19 protein-coding genes, 1 tRNA gene and 1 pseudogene are annotated in these 18,308 nt (G+C 58.9%); 11 read left to right on the top strand and 10 right to left on the bottom strand.

The window, feature by feature from the left end; all coding sequences use genetic code 11:
• Window positions 1–98 precede the first annotated feature (98 nt).
• Complete coding sequence (locus Q8S60_RS11800; RefSeq protein WP_305668584.1) at window positions 99–497, bottom strand: type II toxin-antitoxin system prevent-host-death family antitoxin; 399 nt, start codon at window positions 495–497, stop codon at window positions 99–101.
• Window positions 498–736: 239 nt separating this feature from the next.
• Here Q8S60_RS11800 and Q8S60_RS11795 point away from each other — a divergent pair, with 239 nt between their 5' ends.
• On the top strand, window positions 737–1,141 hold the full coding sequence (locus Q8S60_RS11795; protein WP_305668583.1) for a hypothetical protein: 405 nt from the start codon (window positions 737–739) through the stop codon (window positions 1,139–1,141).
• 202 nt (window positions 1,142–1,343) lie between these two features.
• On the opposite strand, the gene Q8S60_RS11790 is transcribed toward Q8S60_RS11795, so the two are convergent.
• Genes Q8S60_RS11790 through Q8S60_RS11775 form a run of 4 tightly spaced genes read right to left on the bottom strand, consistent with a single transcriptional unit; the run spans window position 1,344 to window position 3,884 of the window.
• Window positions 1,344–2,654: a ThiF family adenylyltransferase gene (locus Q8S60_RS11790; RefSeq protein WP_305668582.1), complete on the bottom strand. Its 1,311-nt coding sequence runs from the start codon at window positions 2,652–2,654 to the stop codon at window positions 1,344–1,346.
• A complete protein-coding gene (locus tag Q8S60_RS11785) occupies window positions 2,651–3,172 on the bottom strand; it encodes a Mov34/MPN/PAD-1 family protein (protein WP_305668581.1) in 522 nt (173 codons plus the stop codon). The genes Q8S60_RS11790 and Q8S60_RS11785 overlap by 4 nt, the downstream gene beginning before the upstream one ends.
• Window positions 3,172–3,633: a hypothetical protein gene (locus tag Q8S60_RS11780; protein WP_305668580.1), complete on the bottom strand. Its 462-nt coding sequence runs from the start codon at window positions 3,631–3,633 to the stop codon at window positions 3,172–3,174. The genes Q8S60_RS11785 and Q8S60_RS11780 overlap by 1 nt, the downstream gene beginning before the upstream one ends.
• Window positions 3,634–3,635: 2 nt before the next feature.
• Window positions 3,636–3,884 carry a hypothetical protein gene (locus tag Q8S60_RS11775; protein ID WP_305668579.1) on the bottom strand — a complete coding sequence of 83 codons (249 nt, stop codon included), beginning with the start codon at window positions 3,882–3,884 and terminating at the stop codon, window positions 3,636–3,638.
• Window positions 3,885–4,060: 176 nt separating this feature from the next.
• On the opposite strand from Q8S60_RS11775, the gene Q8S60_RS11770 reads away from it, so the two are divergent.
• From Q8S60_RS11770 to Q8S60_RS11760, 3 genes are read left to right on the top strand one after another with little or no spacing between them, the layout of a single operon-like run.
• A complete protein-coding gene (locus Q8S60_RS11770; RefSeq protein ID WP_305668578.1) occupies window positions 4,061–4,660 on the top strand; it encodes a sigma-70 family RNA polymerase sigma factor in 600 nt (199 codons plus the stop codon).
• The gene (locus tag Q8S60_RS11765; protein WP_305668577.1) at window positions 4,657–5,091 is read left to right on the top strand and encodes a hypothetical protein; all 435 of its coding nucleotides are present in this window, start codon (window positions 4,657–4,659) and stop codon (window positions 5,089–5,091) included. The genes Q8S60_RS11770 and Q8S60_RS11765 overlap by 4 nt, the downstream gene beginning before the upstream one ends.
• On the top strand, window positions 5,084–5,851 hold the full coding sequence (locus Q8S60_RS11760; RefSeq protein ID WP_305668576.1) for an ImmA/IrrE family metallo-endopeptidase: 768 nt from the start codon (window positions 5,084–5,086) through the stop codon (window positions 5,849–5,851). Before Q8S60_RS11765 ends, Q8S60_RS11760 begins: the two co-directional genes overlap by 8 nt.
• 212 nt (window positions 5,852–6,063) lie before the next feature.
• On the opposite strand, the gene Q8S60_RS11755 is transcribed toward Q8S60_RS11760, so the two are convergent.
• The 3 genes from Q8S60_RS11755 to Q8S60_RS11745 form a co-directional block, all read right to left on the bottom strand.
• Window positions 6,064–6,513, bottom strand: coding sequence for a TetR/AcrR family transcriptional regulator (locus tag Q8S60_RS11755; RefSeq protein ID WP_305668575.1), 450 nt, complete (start codon window positions 6,511–6,513; stop codon window positions 6,064–6,066).
• 20 nt (window positions 6,514–6,533) lie between these two features.
• Window positions 6,534–6,923, bottom strand: a complete 390-nt coding sequence (locus Q8S60_RS11750; protein ID WP_305668574.1) for a hypothetical protein — start codon at window positions 6,921–6,923, stop codon at window positions 6,534–6,536.
• A 116-nt stretch (window positions 6,924–7,039) separates the two neighbouring features.
• Window positions 7,040–7,116: transfer RNA gene (locus Q8S60_RS11745), tRNA-Ile, on the bottom strand.
• 122 nt (window positions 7,117–7,238) lie between these two features.
• Here Q8S60_RS11745 and Q8S60_RS11740 point away from each other — a divergent pair.
• The 6 genes from Q8S60_RS11740 (at window position 7,239) to Q8S60_RS11715 (ending at window position 13,371) form a co-directional block, all read left to right on the top strand.
• Complete coding sequence (locus Q8S60_RS11740; RefSeq protein ID WP_305276458.1) at window positions 7,239–7,988, top strand: SIMPL domain-containing protein; 750 nt, start codon at window positions 7,239–7,241, stop codon at window positions 7,986–7,988.
• A gap of 403 nt (window positions 7,989–8,391) precedes the next feature.
• Window positions 8,392–10,053, top strand: a complete 1,662-nt coding sequence (locus Q8S60_RS11735) for an anti-phage dCTP deaminase (protein WP_305276457.1) — start codon at window positions 8,392–8,394, stop codon at window positions 10,051–10,053.
• A 15-nt stretch (window positions 10,054–10,068) separates the two neighbouring features.
• The gene (locus Q8S60_RS11730; protein ID WP_305276456.1) at window positions 10,069–10,560 is read left to right on the top strand and encodes a hypothetical protein; all 492 of its coding nucleotides are present in this window, start codon (window positions 10,069–10,071) and stop codon (window positions 10,558–10,560) included.
• 121 nt (window positions 10,561–10,681) lie between these two features.
• Entirely contained in the window at window positions 10,682–11,800 is a 1,119-nt protein-coding gene (locus tag Q8S60_RS11725; protein WP_305276455.1) for a DJ-1/PfpI family protein, read from the top strand.
• 212 nt (window positions 11,801–12,012) lie between these two features.
• Window positions 12,013–12,243: a hypothetical protein gene (locus Q8S60_RS11720; protein ID WP_305276454.1), complete on the top strand. Its 231-nt coding sequence runs from the start codon at window positions 12,013–12,015 to the stop codon at window positions 12,241–12,243.
• 78 nt (window positions 12,244–12,321) lie between these two features.
• Window positions 12,322–13,371, top strand: coding sequence for a methyltransferase domain-containing protein (locus Q8S60_RS11715; protein ID WP_305276453.1), 1,050 nt, complete (start codon window positions 12,322–12,324; stop codon window positions 13,369–13,371).
• 359 nt (window positions 13,372–13,730) lie between these two features.
• On the opposite strand, the gene Q8S60_RS11710 is transcribed toward Q8S60_RS11715, so the two are convergent.
• Window positions 13,731–14,135, bottom strand: coding sequence for a type II toxin-antitoxin system HigA family antitoxin (locus Q8S60_RS11710; RefSeq protein WP_305276452.1), 405 nt, complete (start codon window positions 14,133–14,135; stop codon window positions 13,731–13,733).
• Between the two features lie 119 nt (window positions 14,136–14,254).
• Between Q8S60_RS11710 and Q8S60_RS11705 the strand changes: the two are divergent.
• Window positions 14,255–15,904 (top strand): annotated as a pseudogene (locus tag Q8S60_RS11705) (DUF6119 family protein).
• A 207-nt stretch (window positions 15,905–16,111) separates the two neighbouring features.
• Here the strand turns inward: Q8S60_RS11705 and rpoD are convergent.
• The gene (gene rpoD, locus Q8S60_RS11700) at window positions 16,112–18,082 is read right to left on the bottom strand and encodes an RNA polymerase sigma factor RpoD (RefSeq protein ID WP_305276451.1); all 1,971 of its coding nucleotides are present in this window, start codon (window positions 18,080–18,082) and stop codon (window positions 16,112–16,114) included.
• Window positions 18,083–18,308: the final 226 nt, after the last annotated feature.

The following is an 18,308-nucleotide window of genomic DNA, read 5'->3' as shown; positions in this document are numbered from 1 at the left end:
GCCATATTCCTTGAGGAGCGCGCCGCCCACCGAGCTTTTGCCGGCACCATTGACGCCGGCCAGCACGAAAATGACGGGACGAGCCGGTTTTGCGGGCATCAGTAAGTGGCGCCAGCCTTCGCAGGACGTTTGATGCGGCCGCGCGCGGACATCACGCCCTCGACCCGATCGCGGATCCCCTCGGTCTTGAACGAGGCGAGGCGCCGGTCGAAGTCATCTGAAAGAGTGGCAAGCCCCGCTTCGCCGCGGGCCCGGGCTTCCTCGGCATGGGCGGATATCTTCTGGTAGCTCTCGGCGCTCATCACCACCATTTCAACCTGATTGTGCTGCGTGATAGCGACGCTGCCGAGCTTGCGCACCTCGCGCACCACGTCGGCCCATCTGTTCTTCACCTGCGTTGCGCTCCGCTGCGGCAGTGTTTTCAGACTGGGGATGATATCGGCGGGCATCTTCCACTCCATTGAGATCGACGCGAGAATTCTAACCAAAATAGCCATATTTGTCAATTTTTCCCATTATGGCTTCTTTTGCCATATAGGAAACGACCTGGCGCTTTTCCAGACTCATCATTGGAACGGCGCCGGCTCTTCGCGGCAATTAGTTCGTCCACCGTCATTTCTTCGCCCTCGAAGTCCGGCCGGTCGACGCAGAGCCGCACGTGCTTTCTTTCGATGCGATGGACACGGCCCTCGCGTCGCCGGCGAAGCCGCGGCACTGGCGGTAGTGGAAGTCGAGCTTGTCATACACGGCGGCCGACGAAAGCCCCGTCACCTCCATGATGCCGCGAAGCGGCTTCTTCGACACGACTTCGGCAAAGACGGTGCGGTTGAGATGTGGCGTCTTCCGCCGCACCGTCGATTTCAACGCTACCGAGAAGGTTCTTAGTATTTATGAGAAATCGGATGACGCTGCCGTCGGCCTCATCGCCTCAGCGGCAGTCTGCGAGACCAACCTTGCAGGGCAGGCAGCCTGTCTCAACTGGCGCTTCAATAATCAGATTATCAGCCTTGTCTCGCCGCCCTCTCCGCCTGAAGCTGTTCAGAGAAACATTTCTGAGAAGGCAGAGACCCGTCGTCCGCTTCGCGCCAGTTGCGGTCATTCCGAGCATCAGCGCCGCTTTCCGATAGCGGACATTGATTAGAATAGGTGCTTTCTCTGGCTGCTCCGCGACCAACACGCGATGAAGCCGATCAGCACCCGGCTAACGCATCACATCTTGGTCGAAACGTCCCAGGCAGCGGATATCATTAAGCGGATTAGAAGCTTGCGCGAGCCGCGCCCGTGGACGCGGTGTGCGCGGCGACGAGTCGTCACCGCCAGCTGTAGTTGGCAAGCGGAACCTCTCAGACTGGCAGATCCAGCATTTGGCGGTGCACTGTACTGCTTCGCTTCTGGCAGATGCAGCTGGAGCGCAGGGACAAGGCGGCTGGCACAGTGCGAATGCGCGGGCTGGTGTTGAGGACCACGCGGTTCGAGACGAACGGATAGCCCGGTAGGCCACGTTTGAGAATTTCGGCAGCCGCCATTACCCCGGCAGCAAAGGAAAGGAACGGAAGCGCCGCGTCCATCTGCTCGCCGTTGCTGGCTTGGGGCAATGAACCGGTGGCACAGGTCGTGGGTGCGTGAGCCGTTTCGGGGAACAGGCAGCACGAGCAGGGATCTTCGAACGGTGCGTGGCGGATGACCGCCGCCTGCCAGTTCCGACCCGTGGTGGCGTAAATCTGCAAGGGCGGGAAGTTGCTCTCGATCACAGCGCGGACATTGCGTTCGTTCGCTGCCGATATCAGAACGTCGGGAACGCCCAGCGGGCGTCCAGTCCAGGCGGGCGATTCATCGAGCGCGAAAGGCTCGGGTTCCACGGCGGTGATCCCGAGGCCGCGAAGATATTCCGCAGCCGCATCGACTTTCTGCCAACGGACATGCCGGTCCATGAAGAGCGGCGAGCGATCGAGATTGTGGATTTTGACCTTGTCCATGTCGAAGAGCCGCGCCGAGAAATCGCGCGTAGCAAGCGTCAGGAAGTAGAGGACGGCGGTTCCGACGGAGCCCAGGCCGACGAACCACAGAGCGCCGGGAGACAACGCGGTGGGCAGCGGTGCATCCGCGGCAGTCGCCATGCCGGCGTGCCAAGTGAGCGCGTTGAGCTGAAAGGCGGCTGGGTGAGACAGCGCGCTCCTGAACGCTTCCGCACCGGCGAGGATCGCCGCCATAGCCGGCCCGACCGGGTTGGCGGTTTCATCATCCGCAAGCGGCGACGGCGCAGGTCCGGCATAGAGATTCCAGCCTGATCCGTGCACGACAGCCGAGGCGCCCGCGCGGCCGAGATGGATGATATAGTCGCCGTCGCTGGCGTTGCATTGCGCGAACTTGCCGAACGGATCGGCAGCGTAGAGCTGCTTTAGCACGTATTCTCGCAAATCCACCCCTGCCCACGGGAGCGGCGCGACGACCGGCACCGATGGAATATCGAGTGCAAGCGCCGGAGTCATGCGGCCGAAGAGGTTGGCCGCAACCAGAATCGCGACCTGCCCGTCATAGCGGGCGGCGTAAGCCGGATCGGCACGCAGATGCACCCGTTTGTCCGGATCGAGCACGCGCCCGGCGTAGCGCAGAGAGCGGCTGTTGCGCGCAGCGCGCCACTCGGCTTCGTTCATGTCAGCCTCCCCGGCACAACACTGGCGCGCTCGGGCGAGACCTCGACGAATCCGCCCTCGCTCCGAAACATGTAGATGGCTGCGCCGTCCAGCGCTGGAAGGCGCCGACCGTAGTCGGGGAATACGGCAGAGACGAATCCACGATAGACGATCCGCGCGCCTTCGACGTCGCCGTCGCTATGATACGCCCCGCCGGGATGGGTATGGACCTGGGCCACGACCTGTAGCCCGGCCCTGGTAGCGGTGCGCACTACCTTCGCCATTGCCGGGGCGCTCACGGCAAAGCTGCCGGGCGACGTGACGGCCTCCGGGCGGACGGCGGCGACGGCAAGCGTAACCGTGCCGTCGGTCTGTCCGAGCAGATAGGCAACGCCCTCATGGCTGCGGCGGATTTCGGGCTCGAGGCAGACGCAAAGCGCCTGCAAGCAGGGCTGGGTGAGGATGAGACGCGGGCGTGGCGACGGGCCCGGCCTGTAGGCGGGTTTGCGGCCGAACAACTGGCTAAGGTGCTTCCACATTACTTGCCCTTCCGCCCCTGATAGCGCTCGCTCTGCAGTTCGACCGCCATGCGCAGCGCCATGGCCGCGACCGTCGTACAGCTACCGGTCTTGGGATTAGTTAACCAGGTGCTGAGGTGCCAGTCGGCATGTGCCCCCTTGGAATCGATCTGCCTGTAGGAGAGCCGGTTCCAGGGCGCGCAGATGCGTCCGTTCGCGTTGAAATATCCACCGCTACCGCGTGGGGTGTCGGCGGGCTGATCGAAGACGCCGCTCTCCGGGTTGCACCACCGCCAGGCCGGCGGCGTGCCGGGATAGCCGTCGCACATGACATGGAGGCCGAACTGCGAGCCGTCGCGGGCGGGCAATACGAGTTCGAAACCCGGCCCCTCGAACTGCTTGAGCGGCCAGCCGCGCTGCTCGGCCACCTCGCGGAGATGGTCGAACTGCTCGGCAAATACGAGATCGGTGACGGTCGCCAAAGTTAGACGCCGTCGCCGGTGGCCACGAGTTCGAGCTGCACCGTCCCGGCGAGTCCGAAGCTGACCAGAGGACGGTTGACCGGCGTGAGAGGTTGACCGTTATAGACCAGCTCCAGCGTGTCGCCGCGATCGAGACCAAGGCTGTCCACCGCCGCGGCAATCACGTCTTCGACCTTGGCGGTCTTCGGAAAAGTACCGGTGAACAGCCCTTTCGGGGTGCCGACTTCAAGTGTCACTTCTTCAGCAGGCATGTTAGCCTCCATTTCTGCATGGCGCGCGTGCGCCGGGTTCGTCGGATCCAGCCGCGCTGCACTCGATGGGGGGAGCCAGCCAAGGGAACCGTTCTGCCCTTCTATGCCGCCGGGGGAGCGGTTTCGGAAAAATCGCGGCCCGATTTCTGAAACGCGGTGCAGGACGGCATATATAGATGAACGAACCTGATCCGCAGGACCCGATGGCCGAAGTGACCGCGATCCGGAACGCGCCAGCACGCGAATGTTTGCGGGCCGATGAGATCGGCCCCGCGTTCGACGGCTTGTCCCACGACGACAAGCTGAAGCTATACGCCATCGAGGCGATCCGGCGCCGCGGAACGGCCTTCGAAAAGGGTGAGCTGCTGCGCGAAGCGCTGTGCCGCGCGCTGGACGGCGAGCGCAAGTGCCCACGTGACGTGCTGTTCATGGCATTCCTCGCTATGACGATGAAAAGCATCGCCTCGCACGCCCGCGAACAGACCAAGCGTGTGGTCTTCGTCGCTGATCCGCCCGAACCGGGGAGCGCCGATGCGACTGAATCAACGGTGCCGAGTCCGGAAGATGAGGGGGTCGCGGCATCAATGCTGCGGGACATTCGCGCTTATCTGGAAAATGACGAGGAAGCGATGCTGGTTCTGATGGGCTGGGACGAAGGACTGCGCGGGCAGGCGCTGCGCGAGGCAACCGGCCTCGACCAGGTCGGACTCGACTACGCCGCCAAGCGGATCAGGGCTGTCGCAAGAAAACTCTACCCCGACGGGTGGACGACATGAGAAAATCCAAGAAGCCAACCGCACGTGAAGAACTGGAGCGCATCGAAGACGCGCTTGTGGAGAGCATCCTAATTGCTTCGGGCGATGCGCTGCGCGAAGAGTTGACCGCTGCCGGACTCGATCCGGATTCCTGCATTGCCGAAGTGGATGCGACGATCGCAGTGGCGAAAGCCGAACGCGCGCGCGAGCGCCTTAAGCAAGCCCGCACCGAAGTGGCGGACTGGCGCAAGCGTGAGCCAAAGGCGAACGTTACAGCGCTCGATGCCGCGCGCGCAAAATTCGAGCAGCTACGCTCGGGCGATCAGGGCCTGAAGCAACGATTGATGCTGGCTGCGCGTAAGGGCGAAGGGTTGTCGGACAGCGATATGGAAGGTTTGCTCGAAGATATTGCGGCGCTTGATGAGCTTGAAGGCAAGAAAGAGGATGAATGATCGCCTTCGGCCTGCCGAGCGCATATTGCAGGAACTTGGGATCGAGTGCCCGCAGGACATCGACCTTGAGGCAATCGCCTGGACGCTCGGCGCGGCGGTGAAGTACCGACCGCTGGACAAGTGTGAGGCCATGATCGTCGGCGGAGAGCGCCGCGCGCTCATCACGGTGAACAGTAAAGCCATTCCGACCCGGCGGCGGTTTTCAATCGCGCATGAAATCGGCCACTGGCACCACCACCGGGGACGTATCTTGTTCTGCGGGGCGCACGATATCGGAAATCCGGCGGATGATGCGCTTAACCCGGAGAAACAGGCGGACCAGTTCGCCTCCGACCTGATCCTGCCGAGCTTCATGGTCCAGCCGCGGATGATCAAAATGAAGCGGCCGACCCTTGCGGCCGTCCGGGAAATTGCCGACGAATTCGACGTGAGCGACACCGCGACGCTGCTCAAGATCATCGATCTCGATCACTTTCCGATCCTGGCGGTGTGCCACAATAAGGAGCGTCGGCGCTGGTTTCGGCGCGCGCCGATGATTCCGGGCTGGTGGTTTCCACGGCAAGAGCTCGATCATGAAAGCTTCGCCTTCGAGATGTTGTTCGGCGATGCCAATGAAAGCGCCTTTCCGCGCAAGATTGGTGCAGATGCATGGTTCGAGTTTCGGGGGGTCGATCGGTTTGAGATTCAGGAACAGTCATTCCGTTTGCCGAACGACGAGCTGCTGACGCTACTCGTCCTCCCCGACGAAGCATTGGAATAGAACGCAGGGGCCGTTATCTACCCGCTGAGCCCATAATCCATGTCCCAATGGGCCATTCCGCTTCAAGCCCCGAAATGTCATTTGGCAATCGTCATCGCAACGTCCGCTTCTGGCGCGAAGCAGACATGATTGTCCCGCACACTCCTGTGCGCTGAGTTAGCCATCATTCTGTTGATCGTGTTGCTGGGTTGGAGGCTGCGTCTGAGCCGGCTTCACGATCTATCCTTCTGAGTTTCCTCGAATGTACCTTTTCGCCGGTCGCATATGGCACTCGTGATCACCCCTAAAAAGAAAGTTGCCGCTTCAGCGCCGGCGCCAGCTCTTGCGGCTAACTCCTTACAGAACCTCTGAACCGCCTCCGTTACATTCACTGCCCGCGGATCGGGATTTCCGAAGCTCCAGCCGATGAGGTCGATCAGCTCAGGTTGATTTTGAACGTCCTCTCGCAGCTTCGACGCAACCCTCAATACGCGCCCCAAAACTTCGACTTCGGCTTCGTGGTCCGCCTGAGGGCCAAGCTCCAGAAGTTGAAGGCGGGAACGGATCGCATCGTCGACCAGCGCATCCAAGGAACCGAAGTGCTTGTAAATGAGAGCTTTCGATACCTGCGCATGCCTTGCAATGTCGGAAGGGCTGAGAGGATTGGCACGGCTCTCCGTCATGGCAGCAAAGACCGCGCTTTTCAGACGTTCTTCCCTTGCCTCGCGATTCCATTTGCGAACGCGAGGGCGCGGTTCTGGTGCGTAGATCGCGCTCCGCCGGGGCATACCTTCCCAATCCGAAAATAGAAAAATGCATTCTGAGAGATGTCGGCAATTTTCGAAAGCGCGGTCTCAATATATCGAGAGATCACTTTCGTTTCTGCGCTGATGCCATTCGGATCGCTTGGCAAATGAATCAGGCTGAACCGGTGAAACAATTCGTTAGACGCCGTTTTTTGGTGCCAATTATCACGATTCCATGGACGCAGAAGCGCCCGACGGCGCAGCTGGCTAGGAACGCCCTGATGCTCTGCGCCAAGCGGCAGATTTATCCCCCGCAAAAGACTGAAAATTTTTCCTTTATTTTTCAAGTACTTAATGCTCCACAAGCGTCCTCAAACGTGAGCGGCCGATTTGACCCGCTCTAAAATTGAGTCATTTCAGCTTGGATTTGAGTCACTTTGAAGTCGTGGCGATAGGCGGGATGTGGTGGGCCCGGCAGGACTCGAACCTGCGACCAAACCGTTATGAGCGGTCCGCTCTAACCAACTGAGCTACAGGCCCCCAATCGCCTCCCGCCATATAGCAGCAAGCGGCAAGCGCCGCCAAGCCGCGTCCGCGGCCCCGCCGCAATTTTGTCCCAATCCGGTTCGAAGCTCCCGCCAGCCTAAAAGGAGGCACAGGACATGCCGAAAAACCGGACCACAGCTCTCGCCGCCGCTCCCCTCGCGCTCATCGCCGCAATGGCGCTCTTCCTGGGCGCGGCGCTCGCCACGCCCGCGCATGCGCAGGAGAGGGACGAGCCCCGCATCATCACCATTACCGGCGAAGGCAAGGCCACGGCCGCGCCCGACATCGCCTATATTTCGACCGGCGTCGTGACCGAGGGCAAGACCGCCGCCGAAGCGCTCGCCGCGAACACCAAGGCGATGGCCGAAGTCTTCGCCGGGCTGAAGGATGCCGGGATCGCGGAGAAGGACATGCAGACCTCGCAATTCTCCGTCTACCCCGTATATGAACAGCAGGAGCCGCAGCGGCAGCCGCAGACGCCGAAGATCGGCGGCTACCGCGTGCAGAACCAGTTGACGGTAACCGTGCGCGACCTCGCGGCACTGGGCGGCATTCTCGACAAGGTGGTCTCGCTCGGTTCGAACCAGATGAACGGCATCAACTTCTCGATCGACAAGCCCGAACCGCTGCTCGACGAGGCGCGCAAGGACGCCGTGAAGGACGCACTCCGCAAGGCCAAGCTATATGCCGGCGCGGCGGGCGTCTCGCTCGGACAGATCGTGTCGATCTCCGAGAACGGCAGCGGCATGCCGCAGCCCTATTACGCGAAGGACATGATGATGCGCGCCGAAGCCTCATCCGTTCCGGTCGCGGCCGGCGAACAGACGATTACGGCGAGCGTGAACCTCGTCATCAAGATCGACTGAAGGGGACTTCAGCCGAGAACTGGCCCCCCAAGCTTGGCAAAGGGCGGAACCTGAAAAATGGTTCCGCCTTTTTCTTTTGGGCCGATGAAGGCCCCGGCTATCGGCACGACGCGTTCATATCGCCCCGCGTCCACTGGATGGGCTTCATTGTAGTGGGGCCTAACGGAGAGAGGATACGTTTCGAGAAAGGGATCAGCAAAGTACAACACTAAGCCGTCCGTGCGCTGATCGAGGTTGCGAGGGGTAAGCAAGGCCGTTATCCGGCAGCCCGGCCGCATTGCGGAAGCCAATTTCATTCTTGTGCCGAAATGACTAATTGAACTCGCCTCAAGAAATGACGCGTCACTTAATCTTAAATAACCGTTACTATTGCAGCAGGAACGCAGAACTGACGGAGATAGCTGTGACGAAGCCTGCCGCCGCAATCAACCAAAACGCTCAGATCGACAAAACGTCCGTTCCGAAGGAACAACCAATATCCCCAAAGTCGCGAGAGATAGTTCTCGGAGTGGTCGGCTATGCGGGCTCCGGATGCTCCCAAGTTTCAACGAAGCTTAGCGATTTATTGGAGGCCATCGATTTCGAATGCCACGTGATTAAGATGAGCAGCTTAATTGCCGACCAGTTCCCAGAGAGAATCCCGTCGTCTTCAGAAAAACAGGACGGCAAGTCCCGTATGGCACGTGTACAAGTATTCCAGGACTTGGGCGATGAGCTTAGGGAGCAACACACCGCGGCTGTGGCCAGCCTTTCTGTGAAAGAAATTATACGCCGACGCGGCGACAAGAAGCCTGGGACCGACAAGATTGCTTACATAATAGATTCCTTGAAGCACGCCGATGAAGTCCATCTCCTAAGAACTGTATACGGAGAGTCTTTTCACCTCATTGGTGTTCACTGTGACCGATCGCAACGCGAGGGAAGGTTGGGTGGAGAAAAAGGTCTAACACAGCGTAAGTTTTCTGGGGTCCCGAGGGACGAACTCAAAAAATTCCTTGACCGAGATGAAAAAGATAATGAGCGAAAATTCGGGCAGGGCGTCCGCGATACGTTTTATCTATCTGATTATTTTCTAGACAATAATCCCGATGGGTTACCCGACCTTCCGCATCTAAACAATGATCTGGCTAGATTGATAAGTCTTATCACGGGCAACGGTATCGTGAGGCCGACGTCCCTAGAGCGAGCGATGTATCACGCATTCTCCGCATCTCTACAGTCAGCCTGCCTCTCTAGACAAGTGGGAGCGTCTGTGCTTACGCACGATGGAAGGATCATTGCTACCGGCTCGAATGAGGCACCAAAATTTGGGGGCGGCGTATATGGAGAAGGCGATGAAAATGACCATCGTTGCTACCTGTGGAAGTTCGAGCAGCAGGACGGTTCGCCGTTTATAGGATGTCACAACACCCGCAAAAAGAACGAGTTCAAGAAAAAAGCAGCAAAGTGGTTCGCAGAGAATATCGCGGAAAAACTGGCCGAGGCAGTGATGCCACCGAAAGAAGGAGCACTTCCAAGGATCGATGAAACCTTGCTTCAGACCACAAGCGCGAAAATCAAAAAAGCACTCATTGCCAATGAGGAGTTATTTGAGAAACTCCCAGGGGTGAATGACCTCATTGAATACTCAAGATCAATTCATGCTGAGATGAATGCGATTCTCAACGCCGCGCGGGGTGGTGAGAGCACAAACGGTTGCATCCTTTTATGCACTACTTTTCCGTGTCATAATTGCGCTCGTCATCTGGTTGCAGCCGGAATCTCCAAGGTCTGCTACATCGAGCCCTACACTAAGAGCCTTGCGGTCGAACTGCATAGTGATTCGATCATCACCGAGGTCCCGGCTAGTTGGGTGAAAGACCCAACCCTGCAAGATAAGATGGTTGTTGTGCCCTTCTCCGGGGCGGGGCCGAGAATGTATGAACACCACTTTACAAAACGAAGCGAGATCAAGGACTCCTTTACGGGAGAGTATCGCCCGCTGGAAGCCGGCGAAGCCATAAATGGCGTTAGACTTATAGATTTGGAGCGAGTAGAGAAAACAGCCGCTGACCTCGTAAATTGACTCAGAGGCGATACAATGAGCGATAACGTGATTGAACTTCGACTAAAGTCGAGACCTGTCAATAACCAGGTTGAAGGAAACCTGTTCAGTCACTCAAAAAGGTACTCAGGGGCATTTGCAATAGTCAAAGGCAATGATCTTGAACAAACGCATTTCGAAAATATTGTCAAAATCTGGAATGTAAGTGCTGTGGTGGATATGCGGCTATTACCCGCGTTTCGTCCTCCTCGCTTCAACTCGCGTAGAACTTCACGATTTTTCATCCAAAACAAAATAGCTTACTTCGATTTTTCATATATCGCTCTTGACCTGAAGAAGGGTCGCGACCTTCAAGGCCGCGATATAGACATGCGCAAACTGGGGCAGTTAAAAGGGTTTTCTCGGTTTGGCTTATCACTCGTACTTGTTGACGATGATCAGTTTCAGTTGATCGCACCATTTGTTCGGCACTTTCTTTCATCGCTAAGAATTGAGCCTGTCGAGATCAATCCTAGAGCATTGGGCTAACATACTACGGCTTCACAACGGAAACATCTGGCGGGAAATGCATGTTCATTGTCCTTTCCGCCTGAATTCGTCTGCGTCAGCATCAGGCATCGTCTCGAACGACGTTGGCGGAGAGCTGCTCATGCGTAGACCCAACATCGCCATTCCCTTCTTTTTCTTTCTGCTACTCGGCGTCATGATCGTCGCGACGGCGGCGGATGCAGAAAATCCGCTTGCCGCCGCGCCCATCGAACCGAAGCCCGGCCATGAGCGCGTGGTCGTCGCCGTCGCGGTGCTGAACGCGGGCACGGAGGTGACGGATTTTCTCGTGCCCTACGGCATCCTCAACCAGGCGGGCGCGGACGTGCTGGCGGTCGCGCCGACAATGGACCCCGTCGCCTTCTGGCCGTCGAGTTCGGCGCGGCCCGATGCCGACTTCGCGGGCTTCGATGCGAAATTTCCCGCCGGCGCCGACATCGTGATCGTGCCCGCCATGCACGATCCCGAAGACCCGGCCATGCTCGAGTGGCTGCGGGCGCAGCAGGCAAAGGGCGCGCTGATGGTGTCGATCTGCGAGGGCGCGAGCGTGATGGCGGCGGCGGGCATTCTCGACGGCAAGCGCGCCACCGGGCATTTCTACGAACATGAAAATCGCGTGGAGCGCTACGGCGCGGTCGACTGGCAGCGCAACCGCCGCTATGTCGAGGACGAGGGCGTGATCTCCTCCGCGGGCGTCAGCGCATCGCTGCCCATATCGCTGATGCTGACCGAACGGATTGCGGGCCCGGCGCGCGCGAAGGAACTCGCCGCGCAGTACGGCGCCGGCGACTACGGCCCCGGCCATGACAGCGAAGCCTTCGCGATCGGCAGCAGCGAAATCGCGACCGCGCTGAAGAACATGATCCTCGGCTGGCCGCGCAGGCATTATCTGATCGAGGTGAGCGAGGGCGTCGACGAGGTCAACATGGCCTTCCCGCTCGACTTCGCGGCGCGCACCTGGCGCGGCTCGTCCGGCACCATCGCGCCGAAGGCGGAAATCCGTACCCGCCACGGCCTCACCGTGATCGCGGATGTGACGGGCGACGCGCCGCGCGGCGCCTCGCTGGTGCGGCTGCCGGGGGCGGAGAGCCAGGGCGAGGCGGCGGTGACGCTTGCCGACCCGGCGACGCTGCGGGAGGACTTCCTCGCCTTCATTGCCGGGGATCTGGGCGAGGGAACGGCCGGATTCGTGGCCACACAGCTCGAATATCCCCGGAATTGATCCCCTGCCCTTGTTTTCCCGCCGGGGCGCCCCATATGGATGAAAGCGATACTTGTCGCGGGCGCCTCGCGCATTTCGATGCAGCGGGGCTGCCGGACAAGTCTTCATCTCAGAGCCTTGACCACGGATGTAATGGCATGGCGCCGGGATGGGTGGGAAAGGCCGGGAAAACCCGGCCTTTTTTCGTTTATACGCCCGAAAGGAGAACCGATATGGCCACGTCCGCCAAGACCGCCGCCGCCTTCAAGCCGAAGGCATCCGACGTTCGCCTCGCCAAGGCCGACCAGACGACCGAGGCCGCCCGCGCCATCAACGAGGCGAATGCCCGCGCCCATGCGGCCAAGACCGAAAAGCTGAGGGCGCTGCGGCTCGAAAGGGAAGCGGCCGAGGCTGCCGAGAAGGAAGCCGCGCCGAAAAAGAAGACGGCGAAAAAGGCCGTCTGACCCCTCCCCAACTTGTGACTGGACCGTGATGCCGCCGCCCGTCAGGGTGACGCCATCGCACGCAACGGGAGACGGTCCATGTCGGTCGAGTCGGTGAAGGAATATTACGGGCAGACGCTGAAAGGCTCCGCCGACCTCAAGACCGATGCCTGCTGCGACCCCGGCGCGACGCCGCCCCACATCCGCGCCGCCCTTTCCGACATTCATGACGACGTGCTGACGCGCTATTACGGCTGCGGCCTCGTGATCCCCGACAAGGTGGAGGGGATGCGCGTGCTCGACCTCGGCTGCGGCGCGGGGCGCGACGCCTATGCGCTGGCGCGGCTGGTGGGCGAGACGGGCTCGGTGACGGGCGTGGACATGACGGCGGAGCAGCTCACCGTCGCCCGCGCCCATGTCGGCTGGCACATGGAACGCTTCGGCTACCGGCGGACCAATGTCGATTTCCGCGAAGGCTATATTGAACGGCTGGATGAACTCGGCCTCGAGCCGGAAAGCTTCGACATCATCGTCTCGAACTGCGTCATCAACCTCTCGCCGGACAAGCGCGCCGTGCTGGAAGGCGCGAGGCGGTTGCTGAAGCCGGGCGGCGAATTCTATTTCGCCGACGTCTATGCCGACCGCCGCCTCGACCCTTCACTGCGCGACGACCCCGTATTGCTCGGCGAATGCCTCGGCGGCGCGCTTTACTGGAACGATTTCCTGACCCTCTCGAAGCAGGCAGGCTTCGCCGATCCGCGCCTCGTCACCGACCGCCCGCTCGAGGTGCGCGAACCCTCGATCCGCCGGACGCTGGGGAACGCGCGCTTCTTCTCCGCGACCTACCGGCTCTTCAAGCTCGACGGGCTGGAGCCCGCTTGCGAGGATTACGGCCAGGCCGTGATCTACAAGGGCGGTATTCCGCATGCGGAAGATGCCTTCGCGCTCGACGCGCATCACCGCATCGAGAAGGGCCGCGTCTTCCCGGTTTGCGGCAATACGTGGCACATGCTGAAAGCCACCCGCTTCGCGCCGCATTTTGACTTCATCGGCGACTTCTCCCAGCATTACGGCATTTTCGACGGCTGCGGCACGCAGATGCCGTTCGGGGCGGGCGGCGCAGAGGCGGCGGGAACGCCCTGCTGCTGACGGCGCACGGATAGCCCCGCGAAGCATCGGCTTGCGGAGGTGCGGCAGGCAACCGGCGAACCTTCAGGCGCGAAGGATGCGCGGGACGCTTGTCGAACGCGGCCGCACATGTGCATGTGGGTACATGTGACATGTGCATGTTACATGTGGGACGGCATCGCTCGCGCAAGCGCCCCGCGCGCCGCATTCCGTGAGCGCATGGCATGAGCCATGAACCGCAGGAACCGCGACACCCCCTCCCCGCATTCGGACAATCCGGACACGCCCTTCGCAGGAGCGGGTACGGATGAATATGGGGGTGCGTTGGCGGGTGGGGATTAGTTTATTTGGGGAGCGGGACGCAGCGGATTACCGGTGCCTCAAACGCGCTTGCGCTTCTCGACCTTCTCCGTCGCAAGACGATAGGGCTGGATCAGAACTTCGGCGGGAATGCGCCACTCGGCGCTCAGCTTGCGGATCATCGACATGGTGAGGCCGCGTTGGCGCTTCAGGATTTCGCTGGCGCGCGGGCGCGAGCCGACAAGCGCCGCAAGGTCCGCCTGCGTACGCCCGGTCTGTTCCATCTGCGCCTTGATCGCCTCGACGGGATCGGGCGCGGAGATAGCCCAGTGCTTCGCCTCGTAAGCCTCGATCAACCCGAGCAGAACCTCGAACCGATCGCCTTGCGGCGTCCCGCGCTTCGGCTCGCGCTCGAAGTAGCGCGCGACTTCGCCGAGCGCCCACTCGTAATCCTTGTCGGACCGGATCGGCCGAATATCCTTCATGTGACTGTCTCCGCGTCGATCTTCCTCGTACAAACCTCTAGAATTTTATGATATGTACACTGAGTAGTTGCTTAGAATAGCGTGAAATGTCCATCCCTCTTTTGCGGCATTAGAGCCAAATGGCAACTTCAAACACCTTCTCGCTCTACCTAGCGAAATCCACAACGACGAATTTTGACGACCTACTCACGGAAAAGGCCAAAAGCATGGTCAGATCAGGTCATGCTCACATAGTTCCATCAAAGGATTTTGGGGAAGGGGCTAAACTCTATGTTTTCCCGGGCAGAACGTATCCTCCCAAATGGGTGCAGTTAATCGAAAAATCGTTCCGATTGCCGGTAAACTTGCTTTCACAATCTCCCAGCGCTCTCGTCGCCTTCAAAGAAGGAGATTCAATATTCGCGGTAACTTTCTCATATGCACACGTCTATCTTGACGATTCAAAAACTGAGGCTGACTTCGGATTGAAAATTGCAATTAATGCAATCAGTGATGAAAAACTTCGTAGCGTAGAAAGATCAAATATCGGGGCAGCTATTCGCGATTTTGCTCAAGCGGCAGGGCAACGCGATCTCCGTTCTTTTGGATTCGATGATGCATTGGATCTAATTCGAAAAGTAAGCGGACGAGCTTCTCAAAGCGACTTTGCTGAGATGGTCACCGGATCACGAGCACTGAGATTCACAAAGAAAATAGAGCTCGCTGACATTCCACAGGCGGCTACGAATGCCGTAAAATTCTTTAAGTCCACCGCATACAAAAAAACAGCTTTTAGGATTATAGATTTTCTCTCTCCCGTTTTGGACCCTGAGATTGAAGAGAATCTCAACGAAGAATTGGTGACTTCAATCATTCAAGACCGCGGAGAATTCGAGATATCAATTCCAGCCATCCTTCCAGAGGCTGTCGGCACATTCCGTTTCGAACACGCCGGATTTCATGATTTTCACGCGGACCTGTCCCTGTCGCTTTACAGAGAAGGCCTTGATGAAGAATTAGAGAGCCTGACAGTAGACGCGCTCAAGCATCACACCGTGGCAGCATACAGCCTCAATGACGGAAGACCTTTCGATTACTGGACTGTGCACGAAGCACTAATTGGATCTTTGCTTTTTAGAGGCGAGAGATATGCATTAAACGAAGGGAGCTGGTATCGAATAAGCAAAACCCTTAGAAATGCAGCCGACAAAAAATTTCAAGAGTTAAAAACTGATTTTGACAAAAAACTTCGCACACTGAAGAAAATTGCCGAACCTAAAGAGAAGGGAAAGAAGGTCAAAATAAGCTATCAGTCGGAAGAGTCTTATAATGCAGAGATATCCCGAGAAACTGACTATCTCCTTATGGACAAAAAACTAATTCAGATTGACGAGGTTCCGGGTCCCGGAATTGAACTATGCGATCTGTTGGATATTGCTGGGTGCAGGTTTATTCACATCAAAAAGAGTAGTCGGTAATCTAGTGTGTTGAGTCATTTTTTTAAGCAGGGCGGCAATTCAGCCCAGATGATGAAGAGCTATGAGCCTTTTAAACAGGCTGCCATCGAAAAGGTGATGGAACATTTCGGAGCGGAAAAGGGACAAGCGTTCGAACAAGCGCTGACAAAAAAGTGGACCGTGGAATTTCGAATCGCAGACTTTCCGCGTAAAGACGGATCCTTCCGCATCCCATTTTTCAGCCGCCTCACTCTAAGAGATGAAGCAAGAAAAATCGAAGCTATGAACTTTAAACTAAAGGTTGGCTTCATCAAATTGGCAGAAGCAACATAGCGCATCGACAGCCCAGAGCGCATCACGTCAGCGCAAGTAACATCAGCTGCGACGCAAAGGCAATAAGGAGCTGCTTCTAGGTTGCTTCGCTTCTCTCACAACTGCAGTTCAGCGTATAAAAAGCCAAAAAGCCCGGATCTTTCGATCCGGGCTTTGTTGTTTGAAAACGTGGATGGCCGAATAAATCGGCTATGACGCTCTGTAGGATCAGTTGTCGAGGAACGAGCGCAGTTTCCGCGAGCGCGACGGGTGCTTCAGCTTGCGGAGCGCTTTCGCTTCGATCTGGCGGATACGTTCGCGCGTCACCGAGAATTGCTGGCCGACTTCTTCCAGCGTGTGGTCGGTGTTCATGCCGATACCGAAGCGCATGCGCAGCACGCGCTCTTCGCGCGGCGTGAGCGAGGCGAGGACGCGGGTCGTCGTTTCGCGCAGGTTCGACTGGATCGCCGCGTCGATGGGGAGGATCGCGTTCTTGTCCTCGATGAAATCGCCGAGGTGGCTGTCTTCCTCGTCGCCGATCGGCGTTTCGAGGGAGATCGGCTCCTTCGCGATCTTCAGGACCTTGCGGACCTTTTCGAGCGGCATGCCGAGTTTCTCGGCGAGCTCTTCCGGCGTCGGCTCGCGGCCGATCTCGTGCAGCATCTGGCGCGACGTGCGCACCAGCTTGTTGATCGTCTCGATCATGTGGACCGGGATGCGGATGGTGCGCGCCTGGTCCGCAATGCTGCGCGTGATCGCCTGACGGATCCACCACGTCGCATAGGTCGAGAACTTGTAGCCGCGGCGGTATTCGAATTTATCGACCGCCTTCATGAGGCCGATATTGCCTTCCTGAATGAGATCGAGGAACTGCAACCCGCGGTTCGTGTATTTCTTGGCGATGGAAATGACGAGGCGGAGGTTCGCTTCCACCATTTCCTTCTTGGCGATGCGCGCCTCGCGCTCGCCCTTCTGCACGCCGGAAACGATGCGGCGGTATTCCTGGATGTCGAGGCCGGTTTCGGAGGCGAGCGTCTGGATTTCCTGACGGAGATCCTTCACCTGATCGCGCTCGTCCTTCGTGAAGTTGACCCAGCCCTTGCCCTTGAGGCGGCTGACGCGGCGGATCCAGTTCGGGTCGAGCTCATTGCCGAAATACTGCTTCAGGAATTCGTCGCGCGGGATGCCGTGGCTTTCGGCGAGACGCAGCAGACGTCCTTCGAGGCCCATGAGGCGCTTGTTGATCGCGTAGAGCTGCTCGACAAGGCTTTCGATGCGGTTGTTGTTGAGCGAAAGGCTCTTCACTTCCTCGATGAGGTCGGAGGTGAGCTTCTGGTATTTCTTTTCCTGCGCGGAGGAAAGCGCCTCACCCTGCAGCGCCAGTTCGACCTTCTGGTCCTGCAGCTTGCGGAGCTTCTTGTAGTCGGCGGCGATGGTGTCGAAGGTTTCGAGCACTTTCGGTTTCAGCTCGGCTTCCATCGCGGCGAGCGACATGGAGTTGTCGTCCTCGCCATCCTCGTCGACTTCTTCCTCTTCCGGTTCGATGCGCGGCGGCGCCTCGCCGGCGAGTGCTGCCTGGCTATGGTCGACCTTCTTCGCATCCGGGCCGGCGAAAGTGGCGTCGAGATCGATGATGTCGCGAAGGAGAATCTTTCCCTCGTTCAACTCGTCGCGCCAGATGATGATGGCCTGGAAGGTGAGCGGGCTTTCGCAGAGCCCGGCGATCATGGTTTCGCGGCCGGCCTCGATGCGCTTGGCGATGGCGATTTCGCCTTCGCGCGACAGAAGCTCGACGGAACCCATTTCGCGCAGATACATGCGGACCGGATCGTCCGTGCGGTCGAGCGAGGATGAGGTGGTGGTCGTGGTGGCGACGGCCTTGCCGGTAGGCGCCTCGTCGTCGTCGCGGTCTTCATCCGCTTCGCCGTCGGCGTTTTCGGCGGGTTCTTCCGCCTCGTCGTTCTCGACGACGTTGATGCCCATTTCGGAGAGCATCGACAGCGTGTCCTCGATCTGCTCGGAGGAGAACTCCTCGGACGGCAGAACCTTGTTCAACTCGTCATAGGTGACGAAGCCGCGCGCCTTGGCGGCCTTGATCATCTTCTTGACTGCCGCATCGGACATGTCGAGAAGCGGACCGTCCTGCGGCGCCTCAGGTGCCGCTTCCGGTGCTTCCGTCTGTTCCGCTGTCTTCGCCATTCAATAGTCTCCGCCTTTTCCCGGCCGGCGCGCACATGACACATGCGCCGGACAGGCCCAATACCGACAGTGAGGTAGGCCTTTATTCCCGCGTGACCAGAGTGCAGAAACCCGCCGACGCTTTTGCCGCAGCAAAAGGGATCGAAAATACAAGAGGAGAGCGGACATCCGGCGCTTATCCCGGTTGCCTTGCCCTCACCTCTTTCCGATCCTGCCGTCTGGGTGC

Source organism: Parvibaculum sp., from assembly GCF_030694575.1.
GTDB lineage: Bacteria > Pseudomonadota > Alphaproteobacteria > Parvibaculales > Parvibaculaceae > Parvibaculum.
Note: the sequence above shows the minus strand (reverse complement) of the source record. Positions and strands in the feature narration are given on the sequence as shown.